The organism is Kocuria sp. KH4 (genome assembly GCF_053711175.1).
In genome coordinates this window covers 49,608-74,947 of the sequence record NZ_JBSJYX010000022.1, presented here as the reverse complement: position 1 = coordinate 74,947, position 25,340 = coordinate 49,608, and the positions used below count along the sequence as shown (strand labels likewise).

Sequence of the window (25,340 nt, the reverse complement as noted above, 5' to 3'; positions counted from 1 at the left end):
GGGCCGGACGCGACCATCGAGGCGGTGTCATGAGCGTTTCCCTGGGCATCCCGCAGCTGCGCAGCACCGGGCCCGCCCCCAGCCCCGCCCCACCCGCAGCCGGACTGCTGGACCGGCACGGGCGGCGGGCCACCGACCTGCGACTGTCGGTGATCGACAAGTGCAACCTGCGCTGCACCTACTGCATGCCCGCCGACGGGCTGGCCTGGCTGCCGGCCGCCCAACTGATGACCCCCGACGAGATCACCCGCATCGTCACTCTCGGGGTGCACCGGCTCGGCATCACCGAGCTGCGCCTGACCGGCGGGGAACCCCTGGTCCGCCCCGACCTCGAGGAGATCATCGCCGCGGTGCGCACCACCCACCCGCACCTGCCGGTCTCCCTGACCACCAACGGCATCGGCCTGGCCACCCGCGCCCGCGGACTGGCGGCGGCGGGGTTGAGCCGGATCAACATCTCCTTGGACTCCCTGGACGCGGCCACCTACCGCACCCTCGCCCGCCGCGACCGGCTGGGGGAGGTCCTGGCCGGGGCCGAGGCCGCCGCCGCGGCCGGGCTGGCCCCGGTGAAGATCAACGCGGTGCTCATGGCCGGGATCAACGACCACGAAGCCCCCGACCTGCTGGCCTGGGCCCTGACCCAAGGCTTCGCGCTGCGCTTCATCGAGCAGATGCCCCTGGACGCCGACCACGGCTGGACCCGGGAGGAGATGGTCACCGCCGCCCAGATCCGCCAGCACCTGGCCACCCACTACCACCTGGCACCCCACCGCGCCCCCCGCGCCGGAGCCCCCGCCCAACTCTGGGACGTCCACCCCCTCACCGGCAGCGCCGCCGCCGGGGACGCCGCCACCGGTGGTGGGGCCGGTGGGGAGGAGCCGTTGGGGACGGTGGGGATCATCGCCTCGGTCACCGAGCCCTTCTGCGCCGCGTGCACCCGCACCCGGATCACCGCCGAGGGCCGGATCCGCTCCTGCCTGTTCTCCCACCAGGAGACCGACCTGCTGGGCCTGCTGCGCGCCGGAGCCACCGACACCGACCTGGCCCAACGGTGGCAGGCGGCGATGTGGGCCAAACCCGCCGCCCACGGCATGGAGCACCCCGGCCTGGACTCCCCCGACTACGTCCAGCCCGCCCGCACGATGAGCGCGATCGGCGGCTGAGAGGACACCGTGCTGATCCGCTACTTCGCCGCCGCCCGCGCCGCGGCCGGCACCGACACCGACACCCTCCCCCTGCACCGGCCCACCACCCGCCGGCAGGTGGAGGCGATCCTGGCCCGCACCCACCCCCACCCCCCACCCGGGCAACCACCCCTGGCCCAGGTCCTGGCCCGCTCCAGCTACCTGCTCGACGGCACCGCCTGCCCCGACCCGCACACCGTGCTCACCGACACCGCCGTCCTCGACGTCCTCCCCCCCTTCTCCGGCGGCTGAGCCGGTGAGCATTCCCCACCCGCCCTTCCACGCCGTCGTCCTCGCCGGCGGGCGCTCCTCCCGTCTGGGCGGCACGCCCAAGGCGGGCCTGCGGCAGGGCGGGCGCACCCTCGTGCAGCTCACGCTGGACGCGGTCCGGGAGGCGGCCGGGGTCGTCGTCGTCGGGCCCGCGGAGCTTCCCGTTCCCGCGGGGGTGCTGCGCGCCCGCGAGGAGCCGCCGTTCTCCGGGCCGGCCGCGGGCATCGCGGCGGGCCTGCGCGCCCTCGAGGCGCTGCCCGAGGCGCCCTGGACCCTGGTTCTCGCCTGCGACATGCCCGGGGTGGCCCGTGCCGTCCCGCTGCTGCTGGAGGCCGCCGGGAGCGCCCCGGGGGCGGACGGGCACATCAGCGTCCCGCCCGGCGGACGCCGCCAGCCCCTCGCCGCCCTGTACCGCACCGGGGCGCTGCGCGCCGCCTACGCGGGCCAGGACCCTGCGGACCGCTCGGTCTTCTCCTTCGTGGGACACCTCGGCCTGCACGACGTCAACGTGGCCGAGGACGCCACCGCGGACGTCGATACGTGGGACGATGTGCGGAGGCACCACCTGACCTGACCGCGAACGGGCGGCCCCACCGCCCGGGAGGAGCACGGCATGCCCAAGGACCTGAGCCCGGCGGAGCACGAGACGCTCGAGCAGTGGCTGGCGGCGGTGCGCTCCGCCCTGGACGTCCCCGACGCCGAGCTCCCGCTGGACGCCGTGCTGGGCCTCACCGGGCGGGTGGCCCACAGCACCGTGCGGCCGGCCGTCCCGCCCACCGCCTACCTGCTGGGCTACCACGTGGCCCGGGCGGTCGCCGCGGGCGAGGAGGAGCACGACGCGCTGCGCCGCGCCCTCCGCACCGTCGGCGACCTCGTGCCCGCCGCCCGCCGAACTCCCGAGGAGAACTGATGTCCGGACTGCCCCTGCCCCACGACACCAACAGCCCCTACACGCACGCACTGCCCGTCATCGAGGACGACGACGCCCCCGCCCCCGCGCCCGAGCAGGTCGAGACCGTCCACGACGCCGAGTGGCACCGGGCCCGGCAGTTCTCCTACGACGCCGCCACCGCCCTGCCCAGCCACTGGCTGCCCCTGCAGGAGGCCCTCGGGGAGGTGCTCGCCGAGGACGTCACCGCGCCGATCCCCGTGCCGCACTACGCCTCCTCCGCCATGGACGGCTACGCGGTGGCCGGCCCGCAGCCGTGGACCGTGGTCTTCCCGGAGCCCGTGGAGACCGATCCCCGCAAGATGCTCACCATCCCCCCGAAGGAGCTCTACCGCCCGGTGCTCAACCTGGAGCCCGGGGAGGCCACCCGCATCGTCACCGGCGGGCTCGTCCCCGCCGGCGCCCGGGCGGTGCTGCGGGACGAGTACGCGCACCTGTCCGAGGAGGGCACGGTGCTGACCATCGCTGCCCACGCCCCGTCGGCCGAGGACATCCCCTACGGGCAGAACATCCGCCGCACCGGCGAGGAGGTGGCCGCCGGCGACGTCATCCTGCACGGCCAGTGCCTGCTCAACCCGGCGCACATCGCCTTCGCCGCGATCAGCGGCCACGACATGCTCCCGGTCCGCCGCCGCCCGCGCGTGACCATCCTGCTGACCGGCAGCGAGGTGGTCGAGGACGGGATCCCCGAGCCGGGCCAGGTCCGTGACGCGTTCGGCCCGCAGCTGCCCACCTTCGTGGAGATGCTGGGCGGGTCCGTGGACCAGCTGCGGCGCGTGGAGGACACCGCCAAGGCCATGCTCTCGGCCCTCACCGAGGCACCGTCCGGCATGGCCTCGGTGCTCGACGCCCGCACCGAGGTGGTCATCACCACCGGTGGGACCGGGCACTCCGACGCCGACCACGTGCGTTCCGCGCTGGAGGAGCTCGGGGCGGTCTTCCTCCTCGACGGTCTCGCCCAGCGCCCGGGCCACCCCACGTTCCTCGCGCGGCTGCCCGAGGACGGGCCCTTCGTCGTCGGGTTGCCCGGGAACCCGCTGGCGGCCATGACGAGCATGTTCACGGTGGCCCAGCCGCTGCTGGCCAAGCTGCACGGCGACCCGGCCCCGGCCACGCGCACGGTGCCCGCGGCCGAGGAGCTGCCGGGCCAGAGGGTGACCGCCCTGGTGCCCGGCTACCTCCGGGACGGGAAGGTCGCCCCGCGGGACCGGGTCGGCGCGAACATGCTGCGCGGGCTCGCGCACGCGGACGTCGTCCTCGTGGTGCCCCCCGGCGGGGTGGCCGCCGGGCAGGACGTCGAGGTCGTGCCCCTGCCCTGGCGCTGAGCGGCGGCCGGGGCGCCCGGGCGCCCCGGTGCCCGGGCGCCCCGTTCTCGGCTCCTCCCGGCGGGCGCGCGCCCCGGGTCCGGCTCCCCCGCCGCGGGCGGGGGAGCCGCTCAGGCGGTGAGGAACAGGACCAGAGCGCCCACCACGAACACGGTGGAGGCGGCGAGGGCGCAGCCGAACTCCACCACGATGCCCAGGCCCGCGGCCTTGAGGGCCGCCCAGCTGGAGTCCAGGGCGGTGCGCAGGTCCCGCTGGCGGGCGGTCTCGCTCAGCAGCAGCCCCACGAAGAACCCCACGAAGAGGCCCACGACGGGGATCACGAACAGCCCCACCACGGCGCCCGCGGCAGCGTAGAGCAGGGAGCGGTTGGGGATCTGCCGCCGCTTGAGCCGGGCGCCGGTGAGCACGGCGCTCGCGGCCATCCCGGTGAGCGCCAGCACGGAGCCGACGGCCAGCACCGTCCAGCCCTCCACCGCCTGCACGGCGAGCGCCCAGACCAGCAGCCCCACCACCACGAGGATCGAGCCCGGCAGGACCGGGACGATGATGCCGAGGCACCCGACGACGAGCAGGACGGCGGCGATGAGGGTCGCGATGATCTCGGCGGTCACGCCCTCATCGTAGGCGGTCCCGGACCGCTGTCCCCCCAAGAGGCCGCAGACCCGCCCGCCCGGGTGCTCCTAGCCTGGAACGGATGTCCACCACCGTCCTGCAGCCGGCACGACCGGACGCCGAGCCGCCCGGGGAGCGCCCCGCGCGCAGCTCCTCGTGGTTCCTGCTGGCCTCGGTGCTGCTGCTGCTGATCGGCACGGGAGGACTTCTGCACGCCAACACCACCGACCGCGGCGCGGGCGCTCCCGCGAGCGACGCGCCCAGCCGCACCGCGCCCGTGCCCGAGCCGTGGGGCGAGGACGTCCTGGCCGCCGCCGCGTTCTCCGGGCTGCCGCCGCAGATCGTCGCCGCCCAGCTCGACGTCGAGAGCCGCTGGGACCCGCGGGCCGTGAGCCCGGTCGGCGCCCAGGGCCTCGCCCAGTTCATGCCGAGGACGTGGGCGCGGTACGGGCGGGGGGACCCCTTCGACCCGCGCGACGCCATCCGCGCCCAGGGCCGGTACCTGAAGGACCTCCGGCGGATGGTCGGCGGCCTCGAGCCGGCCACCGCCGAGGAGGAGATCGACCTGGTGCTGGCGGCCTACAACGCCGGGCCCACCGCGGTGCTGCGCCACGGCGGGATCCCCCCGTTCGCGGAGACCCGGGACTACGTGACACGGATCCGCGAGCTGGCGGGCACCACCTACGCCGGGGTGTGCGCCTGCGGCTGAGGCCCCGTGCCGGCCGGCCCGGTCTCCCCGCCCGGTGCGCTCAGCCGGCTCCCCCGCCGGTGCGGCGCCGGTCGCGGGCCAGGCCCGTCAGGGCGCGGCGGGCCGCGTGGTAGCCGGCCATCCCGTGCACCCCGCCGCCGGGCGGGGTCGAGGAGGAGCACAGGAAGACCCCGGGCACGCCGGTGGCGTAGGGGTCGGCCTGCACGACGGGCCGGAAGACCTGCTGCAACCCGTCCAGGGCGCCGCCGCCGATGTCGCCGCCCACCAGGTTGGCGTTCCACGCCTGGAGCCCGGACGGCGGGGTGTCCACCCGGGCGAGGATCCGGTCGCGGACGCCGGGGGCGAAGCGTTCCAGTTGCCCGAGCACCCGCTCCCCCGCCCGCGGGTCGTCGCAGCCGTGCGGGACGTGGGCGTAGGCCCACAGCACCTGCTGCCCGGCGGGGGCCCGGGACGGGTCCGCGGCGCCCTGCTGGGCCACCAGCACGAACGGCCGCTCCGGGAGCCGTCCCGCGCGGGCCTCGGACTCCGCGGCCCCGATCTGCGCGAGCGTCCCGCCCACGTGCACCGTCCCGGCCCGCGCCACCCGGGGGTCGCGCCACGGCACGGGCCCGTCCAGCAGGAGGTCGACCTTGTAGCAGGCCGTCCCGTAGCGCCAGCGGGACAGCGCCCGGCGGTACCGGGGCGGCAGCGCCAGCCCGCGCAGGCCCAGCACCTGCCGGGGCGTGAGGTCCAGGAGGACGAGCTCGGCCGGGCGCACCTGGGCGAGGTCGGTCACGGGGCAGTCCAGCAGCACCCGGCCCCCGTGCTCCCGGAGGTCGGCCACGAGCGCGTCGGCGATGGCCTGGGACCCGCCCCGGGCCACCGGCCACCCCGTGGCGTGGGCGGCGGCGCCGAACAGCGTCCCGAACGCGGAGGTCAGCACGTGCCGCGGGGGCAGGACCGCGTGGGCGGCGGAGCCGGCGAACAGCCCCCGTGCCTGCTCCGTGCGGAACAGCGCCCGCGCCGTGACCGCGGCCGGCCACGGCGCCCGGAGCCCGAAGGAGGCCAGGGCGGCCGGGTGCTCCGGCACCCGCACGAGCGGGCCCAGGGCGGACTCGACCGCCTGCTCCCAGCGCGCCACCACGCCCCGGTGCAGGGCCGACCAGGCCCGGCCGTCCGGGCCCAGCTCCGCGGCGGTGCGCCCGAGGGAGCGGTGCAGCAGCCCGGGCGGGCCGTCGTCGAGGGGATGGGCCGCGACCACCGGCGGGTGCAGCCACTCCAGCCCGTGGCGGTGCAGGCCCAGCCGCGAGAACAGCGGGCTGGCCACCCCGAAGGGGTGCACCGCGGAGCCGAGGTCCACCACCGTGCCCGGGCCGAGCACGGCGGCGGAGCGCGCCGCGCCGCCGGGGGTGCCCGACGCCTCGTGCACCGTGACGTCGAGCCCGGCGCGGGCCAGCACCACGGCCGCGGCCAGCCCGTTGGGTCCCGCGCCGACGACCGCGGCCGTTCCCTCCACGGCCCGGCCTATCCGGTCAGGGCGCTGCGCATGGTCCGCAGGGCCACCGACAGGGAGGCGAGCTCGGTGGCCGGCTCGCCCGTGCTCTCGGCCTCGATCTCCCCGAGCACCTCGCGCAGCCGCACCAGGCGGGACTCGTTGGCCTCCTCCCAGGCGTCGACCTTCTCGCGGGCGGTCCGTCCCGGTGCCCGCAGCGCCTGGTCGGCGAGCGCCACGAGCGTGGCGTAGACGTCCTCCCGCATGGCCATCCGCGCCAGGTTCTCCCAGCGGGTGGTCTGCGGCAGGTCCGTGATGCGGTGGAGCAGGCTCTCGATCCGGTAGCGGTCGTAGAGCCGGAAGTAGACCTTGGCGATGGTCTTGATCTGCTCCCGGTCGAGGGTGCCGTCCTCGGTCACGGCCTCGCCGGAGGCGTGGGCGAGGCGGGCGACGTCCAGCAGCGCGAACGCGTCCAGCAGCTGCGACCACTCCGTGGCCAGCGGTCCCGGCACGCCCTGCCGCGCGGCCGCCTCCGCGTGGGAGTCGACGCGCTGGCGGGAGTCCTCCCCCAGCAGCCGGTCCTCGAGGAAGCGGATGTCCACCGTGGGCTTGTACCGCTCGATGACCTCGGCGACCGGGTTGGCGGTCTCCTGCCGGTGCACGAGCCAGCGCACCACGCGGTCCAGGAGCCGTCGCATGTCCAGGAACATCCGGTCCCACACCTCGGTGGGCACGTCGGCGGGCAGCTCCCGGTGCTGCTGGGCGTAGCGCTCGATCTCGTAGATCTGCACCGCCGCCACGAACGCGCGGGCGACCTCCACGGGCTCGCAGCCGGTCTCCTCCAGCACCCGGTAGACGAAGGGGATCCCGCCGTAGTTGATCATCTGGTTGGCCACCACCGTGCCGATGATCTCCGCCCGCAGGGGGTGGGTGCCGACGAGCTCGCCGAAGCGCCGGGTGATCTGCTCCGGGAAGTACTCCTCGAGTACCGTCCCGAACCAGGGGTCCTCGGCCAGGCCGCCCTCGACGAGGGCCTCGGAGAGCTGGATCTTGGCGTAGGCCGCGAGCACGGACAGCTCCGGGGAGGTCAGGCCGTGCCCGGCGCGGGCCCGCTCGCGCAGCTGCTCGTCCGTGGGCAGGAACTCGATCGCCCGGTCGAGGTCGGCCGTGTCCTCGAGCCAGTGCATGAAGCGGATGTAGGCCTCGTTGAGGTCCCGGACGCGGGCCCGCTCGGTGGTGAGCAGCACGTTCTGGGCCACGTTGGTCTCGAGCACGAGACCGGCCACCTCGTCCGTCATGGCCTCGATGAACCCGGCCCGCTCCTCGGCGGCCAGCTCCCCGGCCACGACCATCCGGTCCACGAGGATCTTGATGTTGACCTCGCGGTCGGAGGACTCCACGCCGCCGGAGTTGTCGATCGCGTCCGTGTTCAGCAGCACGCCGCCGAGGGCGGCCTCCACGCGCCCGAGCTGGGTGCAGCCGAGGTTGCCGCCCTCGCCCACGACCTTGACCCGCAGGTCGGCGCCGTCCACCCGGATCGCGTCGTTGGCCTTGTCCCCCACGTCCGTGTGGGACTCCTGCGAGGACTTCACGTAGGTGCCGATGCCGCCGTTGTAGAGCAGGTCCGCCGGCGCGGTGAGGATCGCGCGGATCAGCTCGATCGGGGTCAGCTCCTCGACCCCGTCCGGCAGGCCCAGGGCCTCGCGGACCTGCGGGGAGACCGGCACGGACTTCACCGTGCGCGAGTACACCCCGCCGCCCGCGGAGATCCTCTCCCGGTCGTAGTCCTGCCACGAGGAGCGGGGGCGGCCGAAGAGCCGCTCGCGCTCGGCGTAGGAGACGGCCGGGTCCGGGTCCGGGTCCAGGAAGATGTCGCGGTGGTCGAACGCGGCGACCAGCCGGATGTGCTCGGAGAGCAGCATGCCGTTGCCGAAGACGTCCCCGGACATGTCGCCCACGCCGACCACGGTGAAGTCCTCCGTCTGGGTGTCCACGCCCAGTTCGAAGAAGTGCCGCTTGACGGACTCCCACGCCCCCCGGGCGGTGATGCCCATGGCCTTGTGGTCGTAGCCGACCGACCCGCCGGAGGCGAAGGCGTCGCCGAGCCAGAACCCGTACTCCGCGGAGATCGCGTTGGCGGTGTCGGAGAAGGACGCGGTGCCCTTGTCCGCGGCCACCACCAGGTAGGAGTCCTGGCCGTCGCGGCGCACCACGTGCTCCGGGTGCACCACGACGTCGTGGCCGGTCTCGTCCCGCACCAGGTTGTCGGTGATGTCCAGCAGGGACGCGATGAACAGCTGGTACGCCTCACGGCCCTCGCGCACCCAGGCGTCGCGGTCCACGGCGGGGTCCGGCAGCTGCTTGGGGTAGAACCCGCCCTTGGCCCCGTTGGGCACGATCACCGAGTTCTTCACCATCTGCGCCTTGACCAGCCCCAGCACCTCGGTGCGGAAGTCCTCGCGGCGGTCCGACCAGCGCAGCCCGCCGCGGGCCACCGGCCCGAAGCGCAGGTGGGTGCCCTCGACCCGGGGGGACCACACCCAGATCTCGTACATGGGGTGCGGTCGCGGGGCGGTGCTGATCCGCCCGGGGTTGAGCTTGAAGGCCATGGTGGGCCGGTGCCGGTACACGTTGGTGCGCACGGTGGCGGCGACGATCTCGGTCAGCGCCCGCAGCAGCTTGTCCGCGTCGAGGGTGGGGACCTCGTCGAGGGCCTCCGTCAGCCGGGTCTGCGCGGCGTCGCGCAGGGAGCCGCGCACGGCGTCGTCGAGCGCGGGGTTGAAGCTCGCGTCGAAGAGCTCGACCAGCCCGCGGGTGACCGCGGGGAAGCCCAGGAGCGTGTCCGCGATGTAGTCGAACGAGTTGGGGTGCCCGAGCTGCAGGAGGTACCGGACGTAGGAGCGCAGCACGGCCACGGTCCGCCACGTCAGGCGCTCGGCGAGGACCAGCCGGTCCAGGGAGTCGGACTCCGAGCGGTTGGACAGCACCGCGCACAGGGCGTCCTCGATGAGGTCCTCGGTGCGGGCGTCCTCCGGGCCGGTCGCGTCCACGCCCTCGGGCAGGCGCACCCCGAAGTCGTAGAGCTGGAAGTGGCGTCCGTCGGCGGGGGTGACCTCGTAGGGCTTCTGGTCCAGGACCGTGAGACCCAGGTTCTGCAGCATGGGCAGCAGCTCGGTCAGGGACAGGGACCGGGTGAGGTAGATGTTCAGCCGCACGCCCCCGGGGTCGTCCACCACGCGGACCTCCGCGGGCAGGTCCGGGTCGCGGCCCCACAGCTCCTCGCAGCGCTGGAGGTCCTCGACGGCCTCCGCGATCTCGTAGTCCGCCCGGTAGGCGTCCGGGAACGCCTCCGCCCAGTTCTCGGCGTGCGTGCGGGCCAGGTCCTCCGGGAACTCGCGGTGGATCGCCCGGACCAGCGCCTCGGACCAGGACCGCACGGCCGCGCGCAGCCGCGCCTCGAGGCCCGCCCGGTCGAAGGACTGCACCTGCCCGGTGTACGGCAGGCGGATGCGGAAGAACAGCCGCGCCAGCGTGGAGGCGGACAGCCGGGCGTCGAAGTCGATGGACTCGGCGTCGAAGGTGCGCCGCAGCTCCGCCTCGATCCGCCCGCGCACCGACGTGTTGTACCGGTCCCGGGGCAGGAAGAGGACCGCGGACATGAACCGCCCGAAGTGGTCCTGGCGCAGGAACAGCCGGGTCTGGCGCCGCTCATCCAGGCCCATGACGCCGCGCATGATGTCGTAGAGCTCGTCCGCGGTCATGTGGAGGAGCTCGTCCCGCGGGTAGTCCTCGATGTTGCCCATGAGGTCCCGGGCGGAGTGGGAGTCCTCGAGGAAGCCGAAGCGCTCGGCGACCTCCGCCAGCTTCTCCCGGAGCAGCGGGGTCTCCCGCGCCGGGGTGTTGTAGGCGCGGCGGGTGAACAGCCCCAGCACCAGGTACTCCCCCACGATCCGGCCCTCGTCGTCGTACTTGGCGACGCCGACGTAGTCGAGGTACTCGCGGCGGTGGATGGACGAGCGGCGGTTGGCCTTCGTGACGAACAGGGTGCCGGCCTCGCGGGCGTGCTCCCGGCCCAGGCCGGTGAGCTGCTGGCGGTGGGGCCGGGCCTGGTGCTCCACGAGCAGCCCCAGCCCCGTCCCGGGCCGGCTGACGAGGGCCAGCCCGTCGCCGGTCTCCTCGAGGTCGTACTCCTTGAAGCCCATGAGGATGAAGTTGCCGCCGACCAGCCAGCGCAGGAAGTCCTGGGACGGGCCCACCATCGGGGGGTGCCCGCCCCCGGGCAGCTCCAGGGTGCGCAGCCGGTCCAGCTCCCCCGCCAGGCGCTCGACGCGCGCCTTGAGCCGCTCCTGGTCCTCGTCGACGCGCCGGACGTCGCGGAGCAGGGCGGAGAGCCGGTCCACGAGCTGCTGGGCGGTCTCGTCGGAGATCGGGCGGGAGAGCTCCACGGAGATCCAGGACTCCACCACGTGGCGGGTCCCGCCGGAGGAGCGGAAGTTCGCCAGGCTCGGCAGCGCGGTGGTGTCCCCGCTGGCGCTCGCGGAGAAGTCGGGCACCTGCTGGAGCTCGAGCAGCTCGTGGGCGCCCTCGTCCCGGGTCGCCACCAGCACGGGGTGGATGACCAGGCGGGCGCCGCCCCACTTGGCGGCGATCTCCGCGTTCACGGTGCTCACGAGGTAGGGCACGTCCTCGGTGACCACGAAGACCACGGAGGTCGAGTCCTCCTGGCGCACGCCCACGGCGATCTCGCCCGGGGCGCGCACCCGGCCCACCTCGCGGTGGTGGTCGGCGCGCTCGCGCAGCTGCTCCTCGGTGCGGGCGAGCAGGTCCTCCTGCGGGACGTGGCGGTAGTACTCGTTGATCCACGCCCGGTCCCCGTCCCACTGCGGGGCCTGCGGGATCACCCGGAGCGCCTCCGTGCGGTCCTCTTCGGGGATCGTGTACTGGTCAGGGGCCACAGCCGCATCACGCCTTCGTCGCCGTGGGCGGCACGGAGCGCGGTCTGTGCGCCGCCGTCGCCGCCCCAGGGGGTGGACGGCACCTCGTGGGGCCGTCCCTGGTGCGTCCAGCTTATTGAACGAACACCGCCGTGTCAGGGGGCGGTGGGCTCGGGCACGTCGTCCCGCAGCCGGGCGTCGTCGAGGGCCGCGGTCCGCACAGGGACCACCTCGCAGTTGCGCACCCGGGGATGGGTCCCGCCGTTGAGCACGGAGACCGTCAGGCGGATCAGCGAGCCGTGGGCCACGACCAGGACGTTGCGCCCCGGATGGGCGTCGCGGATCCGGCGCAGCGCCGCCGTGCCGCGGCGGGCCACCTCCTCCGGCGGCTCCCCTCCGGCCAGGATCGCGTCCCGGGCGTGCCCCTCGAGACCGGCCAGGCTGGTGCCCTCCCAGGCGCCGAACCCGCGCTCCACGAGCCCGGGGCAGGTGGCGCTCAGCTCGAGGTCGAGGACCCCGCCGATGATCTGCGCGGTCTCCACGGCGCGGCCCAGCGGCGAGGAGACGAGCACGTCCCAGGTGGTCGCGCCGGCGTGCAGCTGCCGGGCGACGGTCCGGGCCTGCTGCCGTCCGGTGTCGTTGAGCGGGACGTCCGTGGTGCCCTGCAGCCGCTCCTCCAGGTTCCAGTCGGTCTGGCCGTGGCGGATGAGCGCGATGCGTCCGGAAGTGTTCACGCCCTCCACTGTGGGCGACGCCCCGCCGCGGGGCAAGCCCGGACCCGGCCCGCCGTCCGCAGCGGGCCGGGTGCGGGCCCTGCTAGTCCCGGTCCTCGGGGCGCTCCGGGCGCTCGCGCTCCTCGACGGAGGCGCGCACCTCGGGGTCGTCGGTGTCGTCGACCCACGGCTCGGTCTGCCGGTGCTCCTCCACGTGGTTCGGCTGCCGGGCCTGCAGCGCGTCCTCGACCTCGTGCTTCATCTGGTCGTCGAGCTCCGACCCGTGCTTGGTGTTGCCTCGTTCGGCCATCACGCCGCTCCTTCCTCGGTGGTGCCCGGCCGGCCCGCCGGGGGCAGGCCGGACCGGGCGGGGATCAGCTGCCGCCCTCGTCCTCGACCAGCCCGCGCTGGGCGCGGTCGGCCGCCTCCGAGGAGCCCTCGGGCAGGGGGTCGGTCGCGGGCGGGACCTGGCCGGGGGCGTAGTCCTGCAGCCCGGCGGCCACCCGTTCCTGCTCGGTGGCCGCGGCGAGGGCATCGTCGTCGAGCTTCTCGGGCATGCCCGCGTGGCCCTGGTAGATGGGGCGGGGCAGGGCGTCGTCCTGCGGCTCGATGACGTCGTCGAGGTCGGGGGCGTCGTCGTTCGGGGTGCTCATAGGAAGCCTCCTTACGTTGTGCCGTGCCCCCACCCTAGCGAACCCGGCCCGGCCGGGGAAGGGTGCCGGGGCGGTCCGGCGCCGGCGGGACACGGCGGCGCCCCGGGGCGGGGTCCTGGACGAACCGCGGCGTTGGGGGTTGAGTAGCGGTCATGACCACCTTCACGTTCAGCTCCCGCGTGCCCCATCCCGTCCAGGACGTCTTCGCCTGGCACGCCCGCCCGGGAGCGCTCACCCGGCTGACCCCCGCGTGGGCGGGCTCCGTCGTGGAGGAGTCCTCCCCGCCGCTGCACAACGGCACGCGGTCCCGGCTGCGGGTGGCCGTGCCCGGCAGCCACGGGCTCGCCTCGGTGCCCTGGACGGCGGAGCACCACGGCCTCGTCCCGGGCCGGGAGTTCCGCGACCGGATGGTCCGGGGGCCCCTCGCCTCCTGGGAGCACCGCCACCGGTTCGACGACGACGGGCACGGGGGGACCGTGGTCACCGACACGGTGGAGTACTCGGCGCTGCCGGGCGAGCGGGCCTTCGGGGACCGGCTGATGGGCCCGTCCCTGGGCCGGCAGTTCGAGGCCCGCGCACGCCGGCTGACCACGGACCTGGAGTTCCACGCCCGGTATCCCGGCCGGCCGCTGACGGTCGCGCTCACCGGGGCGTCCGGCACGATCGGCACGCAGCTGGCCGCGCTGCTGTCCACCGGCGGGCACACCGTGCGGCGCTTCGTGCGCCGCGAGGCACGCGCCGCCGGGGAGATTTCCTGGGACCCGGAGGCCGGGGTCCTGGACCCGGGCGACCTGCGGGGCGTGGACGTGGTCGTGAACCTGGCCGGGCGCAGCATCGGGGGGCGGCTCACGCGCGCGGCGAAGGAGCAGATCCGCAGCTCCCGCGTCCGCGGCACCGAGCTGATCGTGCGCGCCCTCGCCGCGCTCGGCGACGACGCCCCGGCGGCCCTGGTCAACGCCTCCGCGATCGGCTACTACGGGGCCGACACGCACGGGCAGACCGTCACCGAGAAGTCCCCGCCGGGCGGGGACTTCCTCGCCGAGGTCTGCACCGCCTGGGAGCGGGCCGCCCAGGGCGCCGAGGCCACCGGGACGCGCGTCGTGACGGTGCGCACCGGCGTGGTGCAGACCCCCGCCGGGGGCGCGCTCAAGGCGCAGCTGCCGCTGTTCCTCGCCGGGCTGGGCGGGCGGCTGGGATCCGGGGACCAGTGGCTGAGCTGGATCTCCCTGGACGACGCGGTGGGCCTGTTCGCCCACGCCGTGCTCTCCGCGGGACTGCACGGGCCCGTCAACGGCGTGGCCCCCATGCCGGTCACGGGCCGGGACTACGCACGGACCCTCGGCAAGGTGCTCGGGCGCCCCGCGCTGTTGCCCACCCCGGGCTTCGGCCCGAAGCTGGTGCTCGGGGCCGAGGGGGCGGAGCTGATGGCGCTCGCGGACCAGCAGGTCTCGGCCGACCGCGCCATCGACCGCGGCTACCGGTTCCGGCACCCCGACCTCGGCTCCGCGCTGCGCGAGGAGCTCGGCCGCGCCTGAGGCCGGACGCCCGGGACCCCGCCCGGCGGGGCCGGACGGGGTCCCGGGCGTCGGGGCGGTACCGGGCTCAGAGCCGCCCGGTGACGGGGAAGCGCTCCCAGGCCCGGTGGCTCTTCATGAGCGCGACGACCTGCTCCACCACGGCGGCGGAGTCCTTGCCGGTGACCACGGCGGGCGCGCCCTCGGGCAGACCGGCCGCGGCGAGCGCGCGCCCCTTGTCGCCCCAGGCGCCGATGGCCTTGGCCTGGCGGAACACCTCGCCGAGCAGCAGGTGCACGCGGGGGTCCAGGGCGCCCGTGGCCACGGCGCCGGCCTTGGCGTCGAGGCCCGGCCGGGCGTCCGGGGCCGGCGGCACGGCACCGGCCACGAGCACGGAGTCGAACTCGACGGAGCGGGCGGTGAGGTAGGTGCGCTGGGCCACGAGCTTGCCGCCGCGCCCGACCGGCCCGCCGTGCGGGGCGACGACCAGCGGGACCATGCCCGCGGCGTCCACCGCCTCGACCACGGCCAGGAGCTCGGCCTCGTCCGGGTCGGGCCCGACCACGATGCCGACCTGACGGCCGTCGAGCGGCCACTGCCCGCCGAGCTGGGACAGGGCCGGGCTCGGCTCGATCCGGCCGTGCGAGACGGTGGGCCGCGGTGCGGGCAGGCCCAGCCCCTCGGCGACCACGGCGCACAGCTTCGCGTCGATGTTGGCCAGCGCCTGCAGCTGGCGCTCCTTGACGGACTGCTCCCAGCACTTGCCGAGCTCGAACGTGTAGGCCTGCGCGATGTGCTCCTTCTCGACGTCGCTCATGGACAGCCAGAAGAGGCGGACCTGGCTGTAGTGGTCGTCGAAGGAGGCCGGGGCCCCGCGCTCCTTGACCGACTCCGCGACCGGGGCCGGGTGGTCGATGAAGGGACGGGCCGGCTCGTCGGCGGGGAATGGATTGTTCCCGTCGAGGGTGTTCGGGTGGTAGGGCGCGACCCCGCTGTGCACGGCGGTCTGGTGCATGCCGTCCCGCAGCATGTCGTTGACCGGGGCGTGCGGGCGGTTGATCGGCAGCTGCGTCCAGTTGGGCCCGCCCAGCCGGCTGAGCTGGGTGTCCAGGTAGGAGAACAGCCGGCCCTGCAGCAGCGGGTCGTTGGTCACGTCGATGCCGCGGACCAGGTTGTTCGGGTTGAAGGCGACCTGCTCGGTCTCGGCGAAGTAGTTGGAGGGGTTGCGGTCCAGCGTCATCAGCCCCACGGGCTGCACGGGCGCGAGCTCCTCCGGGACGATCTTCGTGGGGTCGAGCAGGTCGATGCCCTCGAACACCTGCTCCTCGTTGTCCTCGAAGACCTGCACGCCGAGCTCCCACTGGGGGTGGGCGCCGGCCTCGATGGCGTCGGCGAGGTCGCGGCGGTGGACGTCGGGGTCCATGCCGTTGGCGATCTGCGCCTCCTCCCACAGCACGGAGTGCACGCCCAGCTTCGGCTTCCAGTGGAACTTCACGAGCACGCTGCCGCCCTCGTCGTCCAGGAGCCGGAAGGTGTGGACCCCGAAGCCCTCCATCGTCCGGTAGGAGCGCGGGATCGCCCGGTCGGACATGTTCCAGATCGTGTGGTGCTGCGCCTCGGTGTGCAGCGAGACGAAGTCCCAGAAGGTGTCGTGGGCGGACTGGGCCTGCGGGATCTCCCGGTCCGGGTGCGGCTTGCCGGCGTGGATGACGTCCGGGAACTTGATCGCGTCCTGGATGAAGAACACGGGGATGTTGTTGCCCACCAGGTCCCAGGTGCCCTCGGACGTGTAGAACTTCGTGGCGAAGCCGCGGGTGTCCCGGGCCAGGTCGGCCGAGCCCCGGGAGCCGAGGACGGTCGAGAAGCGCACGAAGACCGGGGTCTCCACGTCCTTGCCGAACACGGCGGCCGACGAGATCCGGCTCGCGGTGCCGTAGGAGCGGAACACGCCGTGGGCGCCGGCGCCGCGGGCGTGGACCACCCGCTCGGGGATGCGCTCGTGGTCGAAGTGGCTGATCTTCTCCCGGAAGTGGTGGTCCTGGAGCAGCACGGGCCCGCGCCGGCCGGCCTTCAGGGAGTGGTCCGTGTCGCTGCGCCGGGACCCGTGGGCGGTGGTCAGGTACTCCCCGCCCTGGGCGGCGACGGTCGGGTCGGCCCCGGTGTCCCGGCCGGTGGGGCTCACGGGCGCGGGCGCCGCCTGGTCGGGCTTCGGCGGGAGCGGGGACCGGGGCTCGGTGGGCTCCGCGGCCGGAGCGGTCTCGCTGCCGGGAACCCCCGGGGGCATCGGCGCCCGGCCACCCGCTCGGTGCCTCATCCTGTTCTGCCTCTTGCTCATGCGCTTCTCCCGCTCGTCGCCGTCACGTGGTCGTCCCCGGCGGGCCCGCCCCCGGCGGGGTGCGGACCGCCAGTCCACTGACCATTCAGTCACCGGCGGCGGGGACCGCACAAGCCCCCCACGCGGGACTCCGCGCTCGGTGAACAGAACACCCCCGGGCACGGCGCGGCCCCCGCCGGCCGGAGCCGGCGGGGGCCGCGGGGCGGGGCTCAGCGCCGGTCGTCCGGCTCCTGCACGTCGATCCGCTCCTGGCGCACGGTCTCCTCGATCACCTCGGTGCGCTCGGTGCGGCGCACCGCCAGGCGCACCCGCTGGTAGGGCACCCGCACGGTCCGCACCACGGGCACCTCGCGGTAGAGGATGACCTCGTCCTCGCCCACCGCCAGCTCCTGCCCGGCGAGGAACGCCTCGCGCTCCTCCTCGGTGATCGGGGTGCGGATCTCCTCGACGTCCTCGGAGGCCAGGGTCTGCTCCTCGCGCACCGGCGCCTCGACCACGTACTTGCGCAGGCGCAGCCGCCCGGACTCGACCCGCTCCGTGCCGGCCCGCAGCCGCTCCTCGTGGCGGACCACGGTGGCCGCGTCCTCCCCGGCCCGGCTCTCCCCGGCAGGACCCTCCCCGAGCCGGTCGCGCGCCGGCGCGTCGTCCTCGGGGCGGCCGGGCCGGTCGCGGGCGGCGGCCTCCTGGTCGAAGGCCTGGTCCCCGGCGGACGGTGCGCGGCGCCCGTCCGCGACGCCCTCCCCGGCGCGGCCGGCGGCGGCGTCGGGGCCCGCGAGGGACTCCCCCGTCCGGCGGACGTCCGTGCCGTCGTCGCCCCCGGCGGCGTCGCCGTGCCGGTGGGCGTCGTCGTCGCCGGCGTCGATGTTGTAGGCGGGCGCCCCGCCGCGCGGGTCCCGCGTGTCGGTCGCCCCGGACGTCGCGTCGCCGCCGACGTCGCGGCCCTCGCGGCCGTAGGCGTTGTGGTCCCACAGCTCGGTCGACGAACTGGGGGCGTGGCGCTCCACGCCCGTGTCGTCCACGTCGCGCGTCCGCTCGGGGCGCGGCCCGGAGCGCTCCGGGTGGGCTGATTCCTGGTCGTACGGGCGGTCGTCGGAGGTGGACATCGTGAACTCTCCTCAGGATTGCTGTGGTGGTCGGATTTTATCAGCGTGCTGAGTGGTGCTGCCGCCCACTCTATGGGGGACCGGCCCGGGACACGCCCCGGCGCCCGCCCTTGTCCGCCCGCCCCCGCGGTGCCAGTATCGATGCATGAGCACCTGGACCGTCCTGGCGGCCGGCGGCGCCGAGGCCGCGCGGACCGGGGTGTGGGAGAGTGGTGTGACGGTGGCCGGTGCGGTCGTCGTCGTGCTGATGGTGTCCGCCGCCGCCTCCCTGCTGCGCACCCCGGGGCAGGACCCGGTCCTGCGGCTGTTCTGGCTGCTGGTGATCCTCGCGTTCCCCGTGGCCGGCGCCGGCCTGTGGTTCGTGCTGGGCCGCCGTGCGGGGAGCGCCCCCGACGCCCATCCCGCGTAGTCGATCCCGTCCCGGTGGAGGACCCGGCGAGAAAGGAATCCGCATGAGCTACTCCCAGGACGGGCACGGGTTCTTCACCCAGGCCCTCGACGCCGAGGACCGCGGGCGCCTCGACGAGGCCGAGACCGCCTACCAGCAGGCCATCGTCCTCTTCGAGGAGGAGGGGGACTCCCTGCAGGAGCAGGCCGCCTGCCACTACAACCTGGGCCACCTCTACCTGGGGATGAACCGGCCGGACCGGGCCGTCACCGCCTACGAGGAGGCCCTCGGGCTGTTCCACCGCATCGGCGGCAGCGGGAAGCACCAGGCCCGCACCCACCTGATCCTGGGCAGCCTGTGCCTGGAGCTCGAGCGCGCCCACGACGCCGAGGAGCACCTGCTCGACGCCCTGGGGCAGTACCTCGACGCCCCGCACGACGCCCACGACCAGGCGCAGTGCCACGTCAACCTCGGCCGGGTCTACGAGCTCGGGGAGCGGCACACCCAGGCCATCACCGCCTACAACCGGGCCCTGGACTTCTACCAGGAGACCGAGGCCACCACCGCGGACCAGGCGGAGTGCTTCACGTCCCTGGGGCGGCTGTACGAGCGCGCGGGCCGGCTGAAGGAGTCCGGTGCGGCCTACGCGGCCGCGGCCCGGCTGCGCTGGGCGGCCGAGCAGCAGCGGCTGGAGAGCGCCGATCCCGCCGGGGACGCCGGCGTGCCCGACGGGGAGGACCGCCTGTGAGCTCACGCCTGATCTACGGATGCATGACCATCGGCGGGTCGTGGGACGACACCCCCCACGACGCCGCCACCGTGGACCGCGCCCGGGCGGCGGTGCACGCGGCCCTCGACGCCGGGATCATCGACTTCGACCACGCCGACATCTACGCCCACGGCAAGTCCGAGGCGGTGTTCGGGGAGCTGCTGGCCGAGGACCCCGCGCTGGCGGGTCGGGTGCGGCTGCAGACCAAGTGCGGGGTGCGCCTGCCCGGCAACACCGCCGCTCCCGGCGCACCGGCCCACTACCGGCTGGACCGGGACACGATCCGCGCCGGGCTGGAGGGGTCCCTGCGCCGGCTCCGCGTGGACTCGGTGGAGCGGTTCATGCTGCACCGCCCCGACCCCCTCGCCGACCCGCACGAGGTGGCGGGCACCCTGGACGGGCTCCGCAAGGAGGGACTCATCCGCTCGGTGGGCCTGTCCAACATGTCGACCCGCCAGGTGGCCCTCTACCAGCAGCTGCTCACCACGCCGGTCACGGCCCTGCAGCTGGAGCTGAGCCTGCGCCACCGCGGCTTCGTGGAGCAGCAGATCCTCGCCAACCACGCCGAGGGCGCCGAGCACCCGTTCCCCGAGGGGATCCTGGAGTACTGCGCGGCCGACGGCATCGAGGTGCAGGCGTGGGGCGCCCTGGCCCGGGGCCTGTACACCGGGGCGCCCATCCCGCCGGAGGACCAGCACGCGGCGGCCACGGCGGAGACGGTGCACCGGATCGCCACCGCGCACGGCGTGTCCGGGGAGGCGGTGGTCCTCGCGTGGCTGATGCGCCACCCGGGCGGCATCCGCCCGGTCCTGGGCACCACCGACCCGCGCCGGATCGCCGCGTGCGCCGAGGCGGAGGCGCTGGCGCCCCGGCTCGGCCACGAGGACTGGTACGCCCTGCTCACCGCGGCCCGCGGCGCCCCGGTGCCCTGACCCCGGTCAGCGGAACAGGGGCGGTCCGAAGTAGGGGGCGAGGATCTCCTGCTGCCCGGGGGTGATCCGCAGGACCGTCCCGGTGGCGGGCACGAAGAACGCGAGCTGCGTCTCGGCGCGCACGCACGCCCGGCGGCTCACCACGTCCGTGATCTCGAAGCCCAGGGTGAGCGCGCCGCCGCGGGCCGAGACGACCCACACGCGCACCTCCACCGGGGTGTTGCGGTACTCCAGGGAGCGCAGGTACTTGATCCGGTTCTCCGTGATGAGCGCCTGGGTGCCGGCGGGCAGCGCGGAGAAGAACGGGATGAGCGGGGCCTCCACCTCGTGACCGGTGCCCACGGGCACGCCGAGCGCCGCGATCCGCGCCTCCTCCAGCAGCCGCACGACCTCGACGTTGTTCACGTGGCCGTACGGGTCCATGTCGCCCCAGCGCATGGGCACCCGGCAGAGCACCCCGGGCTCCTGCGTCACCGTCATGCGGTCGTCCTCCTCGGTCGTCCGGGCCCGGGCTCCGGCGGCCGGGCCGTTCCGGCCGCCGCCCCACGGGCGTCCCCATCCTAGGCCGCCGGGCCGGCCGCGCCCGGCGCGGGCACGGCGGGGTGCCAGAATGGGCGCTGACCCGGGGACCGGACGAACGGAGGAGCGGCGCCATGACCGGAAGCTCGCGCACCGCCCGCCGGACGCGGCGGACGTCGGGGCCGGCACCGCGACGGCCGCCGCGGCGGCCGCCGCGGTGGGCGGCGTGGGGCGCCGCCCCGGCGGCGGTGCTGGTGCTGGTCTGGCTGCTCGGGTGCTGGGCGGTGCTCCAGCACCCGCGCACGGACGAGCCCTCCCGGTCGGACGCCCTGCTCGTCCTCGGCCCCCCGGACCGGACCCGCATGGCGGAGGCGCAGCGGCTCATGGACGCCGGGGTCGCGCCGGTGCTCGTGGTCGCCGATCCCGGCGCCGGGGAGCTCGGCGACGCCTCCGGACGCGTCTACTACGAGCGGGCCCGGCAGGTCTGCGCGGCGGAGCACGCCTCCGAGGTGATCTGCTTCCGGCCGGACCCCTCCACCACGCAGGGCGAGGCCCTGCAGCTGCGGGAACTCGGCGAGCGGCGGGGCTGGGACCACGTCAGCGCGCTCACCTACCGCCAGCACGTCGCCCGGTCCCGGCTGCTCCTCGGGCGCTGCTACACCGGCGAGCTGGACGTGCTCGCCTTCGACTACCCGGAGGTGCCACGGGGCCTGCTGCGGGAGTTCGCCTACCAGTCCGGCGGCTTCGTGAAGGCCGCGCTCACCCCCGGCTGCGACCAGCAGCTGCCCTGGCGGCCGAAGTCCCTGGACTGAGCGCAGGACGGCGGGCTCAGCCGCCCCGGTCGGCGAGGTCGCGGGCCCACTCGACGGATCGGCGGTCGCTCTCGGAGGTGACCGCGTGGGCGTCGTCGCGGCCGGAGAGCACGTCCGCCGCCGAGGTCCTCGGCGCCCCCGGACGGCGCGGCCCGCCGGACCCGGCGATCCCGGCGATCCAGGCCTCGCTCTCCACACCGCGGTGCGCGTCCGCGGCCAGGCGGGCCCGGGCGGCGGCGACGGTGATGGGGTCCACGGGGCCGGCCATGGCCCCATTCTTCCCCCGCCGGCGCCCGGGAGGAAGACTGGGGCCGTGACCGACCTGCAGTGCCCCGCCACCGCCGTGCTCCTCGACGACGCCGCCCCGCCCCCGCCGTGGACGGCACGGCTGCGGGTGGCCGAGCGGTTCACGGCCCGCGGCGCCGCGCAGCTGACGGCGCTCGTGGAGGACGCGGCCGACCTGTTCCGCGGGGAGACGTTCCTGGTCGCCGCCCCTGCAGGCGACATCGCGGAGGCGCTGCGGCGGCGGGGCCTCGGCGGGCGGGCGCCGGTCGTCGTCGAGGTGGACTCCGCGGGGTGGCGGCCCCGGCCCGCCCCCTGACGCGGACCGGTCCGGCGGTCCCGTCCCGCTGGCCCGGTCCGCGTCAGGGCGCGGGCCGCGGGGCCCCCGGGCGGTCGCGGCCGGCCCCGGCGGGTCCGCCGCGAGGGTGCCGTGGCCGGTCCCGGACGGCGCCCGGCGCTGTGCTGTCCGGCCCGCGCTCTAGTGTTTCCGCTGGTGAGGTCGGCCCGGCCCCACGCACCGGAGATCCGAGGAGGACATCACTTCCATGATGGGACCGAGCCATGCGGCCTGCGGGGCAGCCGCGTGGGTGGCGCTGACCGCCGACTACCAGCTGCACCTGCAGGACCTCAGCATCCCGATCGGGTGGGGGGTGCTGGACGTCGGCGACGCCGGGGTGCTCACCGGCTCCCTGGTCGCCGCCGGCGCGGCGCTGCTGCCGGACCTCGACCACCCGGGCGGGACCGTGGCCCGGTCCCTGCGCCCCCTGTCCACCTGGCTCTCCCGCGGGATCTGCCGGCTCTCGGGCGGGCACCGCCGCGGCACCCACTCGGTGCTGGGGGTGCTGGCGTTCACCGGCCTGGCGGCGGCCGCGCAGAAGATCGGCATCCCCGTGGGGGACCTGGGCCGGGTCTGGCCGCTGGCGGCGGTCATGTCCGTGCTGCTCATCGCGTTCGCCGTGCAGGTGCTCGCCTTCGTGCCGGAGCGGGTGGCGAAGCTCAACTGGGTCGTGGGGATCGGGCTGGGCGTCGTCGTGGGCCTGTACCCGCCCGCCCACGAGTGGTGGTTCGCCGCCGCGGTGGGCACCGGCGTGGTCGCCCACCTGGCGGGGGACCTCGTGACCACGCGCGGGATCCACCTGCTGTACCCGCTGCGGATGCCCCTGCCCCTGCCGCGCTCCGTGTACAAGAACCGGTCGTTCCTCACCGTGCCGCTGATCGGCAACGCCGGCTCGGCGGCGGAGCTCGCGCTGCTCGCCCCGATCACCCTCTTCGCCCTGACGGGCCTGTGGGGCGCCTTCGCGCTGGCCACCGGGCTGGTGGTCGCCTGAGCGGTCAGTCCGCCAAGCCCTGCGCCGCCAGCTTCTCGGCCTGCTTCGCGCGCTCCTTCTTGAGCAGCTCGAGGGTGCGGATCAGCCGCGGCAGGGTGATGATGGCCAGCCCGCCGACCATGTTCAGCGGAATGACCCACAGGAACCACAGGAACCAGTCCGTGTAGGAGATCGCCGCGCCCAGGTGCATGGCGCCGAAGACGACGATGGAGTTCAGGGCACCGTGGAGCATGCCCAGGCCCACGACCAGCAGTCCGCTGATCAGGGAGATCAGCGCCGTGACGACGTCGTTGGAGGTGCCCTGGCTCATCCGGGTGCTCAGCGTGATCGTGCTGCCCGCGAGGATCGCCAGCGCCGCCGTCTCCAGCGTGAGGCCGCCCTCCAGGTACTTCACCGAGGTCTCGACCAGGAGCTGCTCGAACTGCGGGAAGGCCGCACCCACCACCCACATGAACAGCCATCCACCGGCGAGGTTGGCCACCAGGGTCACGGTCCACAGGCGGATCAGCTGCAGCCAGGTGCCGTGCCTGGCGACCACCGCGTTGATGGGGATCAGGAAGTCCTCGGTGAACAGCTCGGAGTGCGCCAGCCGCAGCGCGAACAGCCCGATCCCGAACGCCATGCCGGCCAGGAGGTCCGATCCCGTCGCCTCCTTGACCGCGAGCATCGCCATGATGCCCAGGCCCACGTCGATGCCGCCGAACAGGCCGGTGATCACGAGCGCCCGCCAGGTCCGGTTGAGCCGGTCCGCGCCCTCCGCCACGGTGTTCTCGAACTCCTCGACGAGCTCGTCCTCCACCGGTTCGTCGCTGCGGCCCAGCTCCTTGCGCTTGTCCTCGGTCTGCTGGTGATCGGGCTGCATGTGCACTCCCCTGCTCGGCGGCGGCGCCCCCTCGTGGAGGACGGGTCCAGCCTAGCGACCGGGGCTCGCGGCACGATTGGCCAACCGGGGGAAGTGTGGGTAGGATTGTCGTCGTTGCTCACGGCGGTCCGCCGCCGGGGTCGACGAGCGCGAGTGGCGGAATAGGCAGACGCGCACGGTTCAGGTCCGTGTGCCCGAAAGGGCGTGGGGGTTCAACTCCCCCCTCGCGCACCGCAGGTCCACGACAGAGCTCACCGGCTCTGTCCGTGGCAGGAGGTAACGGCGAAGGCCGGTTGCCCGGGATGTCCCGGACGACCGGCCTTCGGCGTACCCGGCCCACCGCCCCCGCACGGCGCTCCCCCGGGCGACGGACCGCCCTCGTCCGGGCACGGCGGACCGGTCGCCAGCTCCGGGAGCAGCCGCCCTGTCACACACCGCACCGGGCCGTCATGTTGCCGCGGGTCTCCGGACCTCCCCCGGGTGTCGGCGGCACCGCACGGGCGGCGCCTCGTGCGCGCCGGCCCGAGCAGGGCGATGACCGGGGCCGAAGGGCCTCTCTCCGCCGAAAAAACCGCTGTGACCAGCGCAAACGCCGGATACTTACCGGTCGGGAACAGATGCCGGTCACGAGGTCGTGCAGCAGCGCGTCCCGCGGCGGCTCGGACGCCACCGGGGACCGGGAAATCCCGGACGCGAGGCGCTTCACGATTGTTTGCCCTGGTGAAGTCCTTGATCCTCGCGCGAGGGCCCTCTTACGGTGATGGCACCCGGTTCCCGGGGATGATCTGTGTCACAGGTCAGCAACCACCCTTTCTCGCACGCATGACGGTGTATTTGTCATGCCCTTTTTCGGGGGACATTCATGGACGATCTGCGTAAGACCCTTGCCGGCGCGGCCATTGCGGCCGCTCTCCTCGGCGGCTCGCTCGCCACGCCCGCCGTCGCCGGTGACGACCCGCACGACGGGTCCACGGGCGATCACGAGAACCACCACGGCGATCACCACGGGTACGACGACAAGGACGAGAAGGACGAGAACGGCAAGGACGAGAACGGCAAGGACGACAAGGACGAGAACGAGAAGTCCGAGAACGAGAAGTCCGAGAACGAGAAGTCCGAGAACGAGAAGTCCGAGGACGAGAAGTCCGAGGACGAGAAGTACATCCACGAGTACGAGTGGAAGCACGACGGCAAGGACTGGTACCACGACGCCGACGACGACGGCGAGAAGGGCGACGACGAGAAGTACGACCACGAGCACAACTGGAAGCACGACGGCACGGACTGGTACCACGACGCCGATGACAACGGCGAGAAGAAGCACGACGAGGAGGAGGACGAGAAGTACGCCCACGAGTACGAGTGGAAGCACGACGGCACGGACTGGTACCACGACGCCGACGACGACGGCGAGAAGGGCGACGACGAGAAGTACGTCCACGAGCACAACTGGAAGCACGACGGCACGGACTGGTACCACGACGCCGATGACGACGGCGAGAAGAAGGACGACGACAAGAAGGACGACAAGGACGACGAGGAGAAGGACGGCGGGAAGAAGCACGACGGCAAGGACGACGAGCACGCGTCCCACCACAGGAACTGAGCCGGTCGGCACGGGGCGGCGCCGCAGCGGTCCCGAGCACGCAGGAGCACCCCGTCCGTTCGGTGGACGG

25 protein-coding genes and 1 tRNA gene are annotated in these 25,340 nt (G+C 74.5%); 15 read left to right on the top strand and 11 right to left on the bottom strand.

Annotation, left to right across the window (positions count from 1 at the left end; genetic code table 11):
* Positions 1–29 precede the first annotated feature (29 nt).
* Genes moaA through ACWCOM_RS14755 form a run of 5 tightly spaced genes read left to right on the top strand, consistent with a single transcriptional unit; the run spans position 30 to position 3,728 of the window.
* Positions 30–1,163: a GTP 3',8-cyclase MoaA gene (gene moaA / locus ACWCOM_RS14775; protein WP_454549509.1), complete on the top strand. Its 1,134-nt coding sequence runs from the start codon at positions 30–32 to the stop codon at positions 1,161–1,163.
* Between the two features lie 9 nt (positions 1,164–1,172).
* Positions 1,173–1,436, top strand: coding sequence for a MoaD/ThiS family protein (locus ACWCOM_RS14770; RefSeq protein WP_454549508.1), 264 nt, complete (start codon positions 1,173–1,175; stop codon positions 1,434–1,436).
* A 4-nt stretch (positions 1,437–1,440) separates the two neighbouring features.
* Positions 1,441–2,028: a molybdenum cofactor guanylyltransferase gene (gene mobA, locus ACWCOM_RS14765; protein ID WP_454549507.1), complete on the top strand. Its 588-nt coding sequence runs from the start codon at positions 1,441–1,443 to the stop codon at positions 2,026–2,028.
* Between the two features lie 39 nt (positions 2,029–2,067).
* Positions 2,068–2,364, top strand: a complete 297-nt coding sequence (locus ACWCOM_RS14760) for a DUF6457 domain-containing protein (protein WP_454549506.1) — start codon at positions 2,068–2,070, stop codon at positions 2,362–2,364.
* On the top strand, positions 2,364–3,728 hold the full coding sequence (locus ACWCOM_RS14755; RefSeq protein ID WP_454549505.1) for a molybdopterin molybdotransferase MoeA: 1,365 nt from the start codon (positions 2,364–2,366) through the stop codon (positions 3,726–3,728). Before ACWCOM_RS14760 ends, ACWCOM_RS14755 begins: the two co-directional genes overlap by 1 nt.
* Before the next feature lie 110 nt (positions 3,729–3,838).
* Here ACWCOM_RS14755 and ACWCOM_RS14750 read toward each other — a convergent pair whose 3' ends face one another.
* Positions 3,839–4,339: a DUF456 domain-containing protein gene (locus ACWCOM_RS14750; RefSeq protein ID WP_454549504.1), complete on the bottom strand. Its 501-nt coding sequence runs from the start codon at positions 4,337–4,339 to the stop codon at positions 3,839–3,841.
* A gap of 83 nt (positions 4,340–4,422) precedes the next feature.
* Here ACWCOM_RS14750 and ACWCOM_RS14745 point away from each other — a divergent pair, with 83 nt between their 5' ends.
* Positions 4,423–5,049 carry a lytic transglycosylase domain-containing protein gene (locus tag ACWCOM_RS14745; RefSeq protein WP_454549503.1) on the top strand — a complete coding sequence of 209 codons (627 nt, stop codon included), beginning with the start codon at positions 4,423–4,425 and terminating at the stop codon, positions 5,047–5,049.
* Positions 5,050–5,089: 40 nt separating this feature from the next.
* Here ACWCOM_RS14745 and ACWCOM_RS14740 read toward each other — a convergent pair whose 3' ends face one another.
* From ACWCOM_RS14740 to ACWCOM_RS14720, 5 genes are all read right to left on the bottom strand, one after another.
* Positions 5,090–6,544, bottom strand: coding sequence for a phytoene desaturase family protein (locus ACWCOM_RS14740; protein ID WP_454549502.1), 1,455 nt, complete (start codon positions 6,542–6,544; stop codon positions 5,090–5,092).
* Positions 6,545–6,552: 8 nt separating this feature from the next.
* On the bottom strand, positions 6,553–11,475 hold the full coding sequence (locus ACWCOM_RS14735; protein ID WP_454549501.1) for an NAD-glutamate dehydrogenase: 4,923 nt from the start codon (positions 11,473–11,475) through the stop codon (positions 6,553–6,555).
* A gap of 134 nt (positions 11,476–11,609) precedes the next feature.
* Positions 11,610–12,188, bottom strand: a complete 579-nt coding sequence (locus ACWCOM_RS14730) for a histidine phosphatase family protein (RefSeq protein WP_454549500.1) — start codon at positions 12,186–12,188, stop codon at positions 11,610–11,612.
* An 82-nt stretch (positions 12,189–12,270) separates the two neighbouring features.
* Positions 12,271–12,477, bottom strand: coding sequence for a hypothetical protein (locus tag ACWCOM_RS14725; protein ID WP_454549499.1), 207 nt, complete (start codon positions 12,475–12,477; stop codon positions 12,271–12,273).
* Positions 12,478–12,541: 64 nt separating this feature from the next.
* On the bottom strand, positions 12,542–12,820 hold the full coding sequence (locus tag ACWCOM_RS14720) for a hypothetical protein (protein WP_454549498.1): 279 nt from the start codon (positions 12,818–12,820) through the stop codon (positions 12,542–12,544).
* Between the two features lie 152 nt (positions 12,821–12,972).
* Between ACWCOM_RS14720 and ACWCOM_RS14715 the strand changes: the two genes are divergently transcribed.
* A complete protein-coding gene (locus tag ACWCOM_RS14715) occupies positions 12,973–14,355 on the top strand; it encodes a TIGR01777 family oxidoreductase (RefSeq protein WP_454549497.1) in 1,383 nt (460 codons plus the stop codon).
* 67 nt (positions 14,356–14,422) lie between these two features.
* Here the strand turns inward: ACWCOM_RS14715 and ACWCOM_RS14710 are convergent, their stop codons facing one another.
* Positions 14,423–16,618 (bottom strand): catalase, encoded by a 2,196-nt coding sequence (locus tag ACWCOM_RS14710; protein WP_454549510.1) that lies wholly within the window; start codon positions 16,616–16,618, stop codon positions 14,423–14,425.
* Between the two features lie 260 nt (positions 16,619–16,878).
* Positions 16,879–17,772, bottom strand: coding sequence for a YsnF/AvaK domain-containing protein (locus ACWCOM_RS14705; protein WP_454549496.1), 894 nt, complete (start codon positions 17,770–17,772; stop codon positions 16,879–16,881).
* A gap of 145 nt (positions 17,773–17,917) precedes the next feature.
* On the opposite strand from ACWCOM_RS14705, the gene ACWCOM_RS14700 reads away from it, so the two are divergent.
* Genes ACWCOM_RS14700 through ACWCOM_RS14690 form a run of 3 tightly spaced genes read left to right on the top strand, consistent with a single transcriptional unit; the run spans position 17,918 to position 19,861 of the window.
* Positions 17,918–18,181 carry a PLD nuclease N-terminal domain-containing protein gene (locus ACWCOM_RS14700; RefSeq protein ID WP_454549495.1) on the top strand — a complete coding sequence of 88 codons (264 nt, stop codon included), beginning with the start codon at positions 17,918–17,920 and terminating at the stop codon, positions 18,179–18,181.
* A 43-nt stretch (positions 18,182–18,224) separates the two neighbouring features.
* On the top strand, positions 18,225–18,908 hold the full coding sequence (locus ACWCOM_RS14695) for a tetratricopeptide repeat protein (protein ID WP_454549494.1): 684 nt from the start codon (positions 18,225–18,227) through the stop codon (positions 18,906–18,908).
* Positions 18,905–19,861: an aldo/keto reductase gene (locus ACWCOM_RS14690; RefSeq protein WP_454549493.1), complete on the top strand. Its 957-nt coding sequence runs from the start codon at positions 18,905–18,907 to the stop codon at positions 19,859–19,861. Before ACWCOM_RS14695 ends, ACWCOM_RS14690 begins: the two co-directional genes overlap by 4 nt.
* A 6-nt stretch (positions 19,862–19,867) precedes the next feature.
* On the opposite strand, the gene ACWCOM_RS14685 is transcribed toward ACWCOM_RS14690, so the two are convergent.
* Positions 19,868–20,341: an acyl-CoA thioesterase gene (locus ACWCOM_RS14685; protein WP_454549492.1), complete on the bottom strand. Its 474-nt coding sequence runs from the start codon at positions 20,339–20,341 to the stop codon at positions 19,868–19,870.
* 173 nt (positions 20,342–20,514) lie between these two features.
* On the opposite strand from ACWCOM_RS14685, the gene ACWCOM_RS14680 reads away from it, so the two are divergent.
* Entirely contained in the window at positions 20,515–21,192 is a 678-nt protein-coding gene (locus ACWCOM_RS14680; protein ID WP_454549491.1) for a YdcF family protein, read from the top strand.
* 16 nt (positions 21,193–21,208) lie between these two features.
* Here ACWCOM_RS14680 and ACWCOM_RS14675 read toward each other — a convergent pair whose 3' ends face one another.
* Positions 21,209–21,460: a hypothetical protein gene (locus ACWCOM_RS14675; protein ID WP_454549489.1), complete on the bottom strand. Its 252-nt coding sequence runs from the start codon at positions 21,458–21,460 to the stop codon at positions 21,209–21,211.
* Positions 21,461–21,505: 45 nt separating this feature from the next.
* Between ACWCOM_RS14675 and ACWCOM_RS14670 the strand changes: the two genes are divergently transcribed.
* Together ACWCOM_RS14670 and ACWCOM_RS14665 are read left to right on the top strand one after the other, a co-directional pair.
* Positions 21,506–21,793 (top strand): hypothetical protein, encoded by a 288-nt coding sequence (locus ACWCOM_RS14670; RefSeq protein ID WP_454549488.1) that lies wholly within the window; start codon positions 21,506–21,508, stop codon positions 21,791–21,793.
* A gap of 226 nt (positions 21,794–22,019) precedes the next feature.
* Entirely contained in the window at positions 22,020–22,802 is a 783-nt protein-coding gene (locus ACWCOM_RS14665) for a metal-dependent hydrolase (protein ID WP_454549487.1), read from the top strand.
* A gap of 4 nt (positions 22,803–22,806) precedes the next feature.
* Here the strand turns inward: ACWCOM_RS14665 and ACWCOM_RS14660 are convergent, their stop codons facing one another.
* Positions 22,807–23,664 (bottom strand): formate/nitrite transporter family protein, encoded by an 858-nt coding sequence (locus ACWCOM_RS14660; RefSeq protein ID WP_454549486.1) that lies wholly within the window; start codon positions 23,662–23,664, stop codon positions 22,807–22,809.
* A 147-nt stretch (positions 23,665–23,811) separates the two neighbouring features.
* On the opposite strand from ACWCOM_RS14660, the gene ACWCOM_RS14655 reads away from it, so the two are divergent.
* Together ACWCOM_RS14655 and ACWCOM_RS14650 are read left to right on the top strand one after the other, a co-directional pair.
* Positions 23,812–23,895: transfer RNA gene (locus ACWCOM_RS14655), tRNA-Leu, on the top strand.
* Positions 23,896–24,526: 631 nt separating this feature from the next.
* Entirely contained in the window at positions 24,527–25,270 is a 744-nt protein-coding gene (locus ACWCOM_RS14650; RefSeq protein ID WP_454549485.1) for a hypothetical protein, read from the top strand.
* Positions 25,271–25,340: the final 70 nt, after the last annotated feature.

Bases quoted from the DNA above. Each gene is read 5' to 3' on its own strand.
- moaA (WP_454549509.1), top strand. From the start codon at position 30: ATGAGCGTTTCCCTGGGCATCCCGCAGCTGCGCAGCACCGGGCCCGCC.
- ACWCOM_RS14760 (WP_454549506.1), top strand. From the start codon at position 2,068: ATGCCCAAGGACCTGAGCCCGGCGGAGCACGAGACGCTCGAGCAGTGG.
- ACWCOM_RS14755 (WP_454549505.1), top strand. From the start codon at position 2,364: ATGTCCGGACTGCCCCTGCCCCACGACACCAACAGCCCCTACACGCAC.
- ACWCOM_RS14745 (WP_454549503.1), top strand. From the start codon at position 4,423: ATGTCCACCACCGTCCTGCAGCCGGCACGACCGGACGCCGAGCCGCCC.
- ACWCOM_RS14725 (WP_454549499.1), bottom strand. From the start codon at position 12,477: ATGGCCGAACGAGGCAACACCAAGCACGGGTCGGAGCTCGACGACCAG.
- ACWCOM_RS14720 (WP_454549498.1), bottom strand. From the start codon at position 12,820: ATGAGCACCCCGAACGACGACGCCCCCGACCTCGACGACGTCATCGAG.
- ACWCOM_RS14715 (WP_454549497.1), top strand. From the start codon at position 12,973: ATGACCACCTTCACGTTCAGCTCCCGCGTGCCCCATCCCGTCCAGGAC.
- ACWCOM_RS14710 (WP_454549510.1), bottom strand. From the start codon at position 16,618: ATGCCCCCGGGGGTTCCCGGCAGCGAGACCGCTCCGGCCGCGGAGCCC.
- ACWCOM_RS14705 (WP_454549496.1), bottom strand. From the start codon at position 17,772: ATGTCCACCTCCGACGACCGCCCGTACGACCAGGAATCAGCCCACCCG.
- ACWCOM_RS14700 (WP_454549495.1), top strand. From the start codon at position 17,918: ATGAGCACCTGGACCGTCCTGGCGGCCGGCGGCGCCGAGGCCGCGCGG.
- ACWCOM_RS14695 (WP_454549494.1), top strand. From the start codon at position 18,225: ATGAGCTACTCCCAGGACGGGCACGGGTTCTTCACCCAGGCCCTCGAC.
- ACWCOM_RS14685 (WP_454549492.1), bottom strand. From the start codon at position 20,341: ATGACGGTGACGCAGGAGCCCGGGGTGCTCTGCCGGGTGCCCATGCGC.
- ACWCOM_RS14680 (WP_454549491.1), top strand. From the start codon at position 20,515: ATGACCGGAAGCTCGCGCACCGCCCGCCGGACGCGGCGGACGTCGGGG.
- ACWCOM_RS14675 (WP_454549489.1), bottom strand. From the start codon at position 21,460: ATGGCCGGCCCCGTGGACCCCATCACCGTCGCCGCCGCCCGGGCCCGC.
- ACWCOM_RS14665 (WP_454549487.1), top strand. From the start codon at position 22,020: ATGATGGGACCGAGCCATGCGGCCTGCGGGGCAGCCGCGTGGGTGGCG.
- ACWCOM_RS14660 (WP_454549486.1), bottom strand. From the start codon at position 23,664: ATGCAGCCCGATCACCAGCAGACCGAGGACAAGCGCAAGGAGCTGGGC.
- ACWCOM_RS14650 (WP_454549485.1), top strand. From the start codon at position 24,527: ATGGACGATCTGCGTAAGACCCTTGCCGGCGCGGCCATTGCGGCCGCT.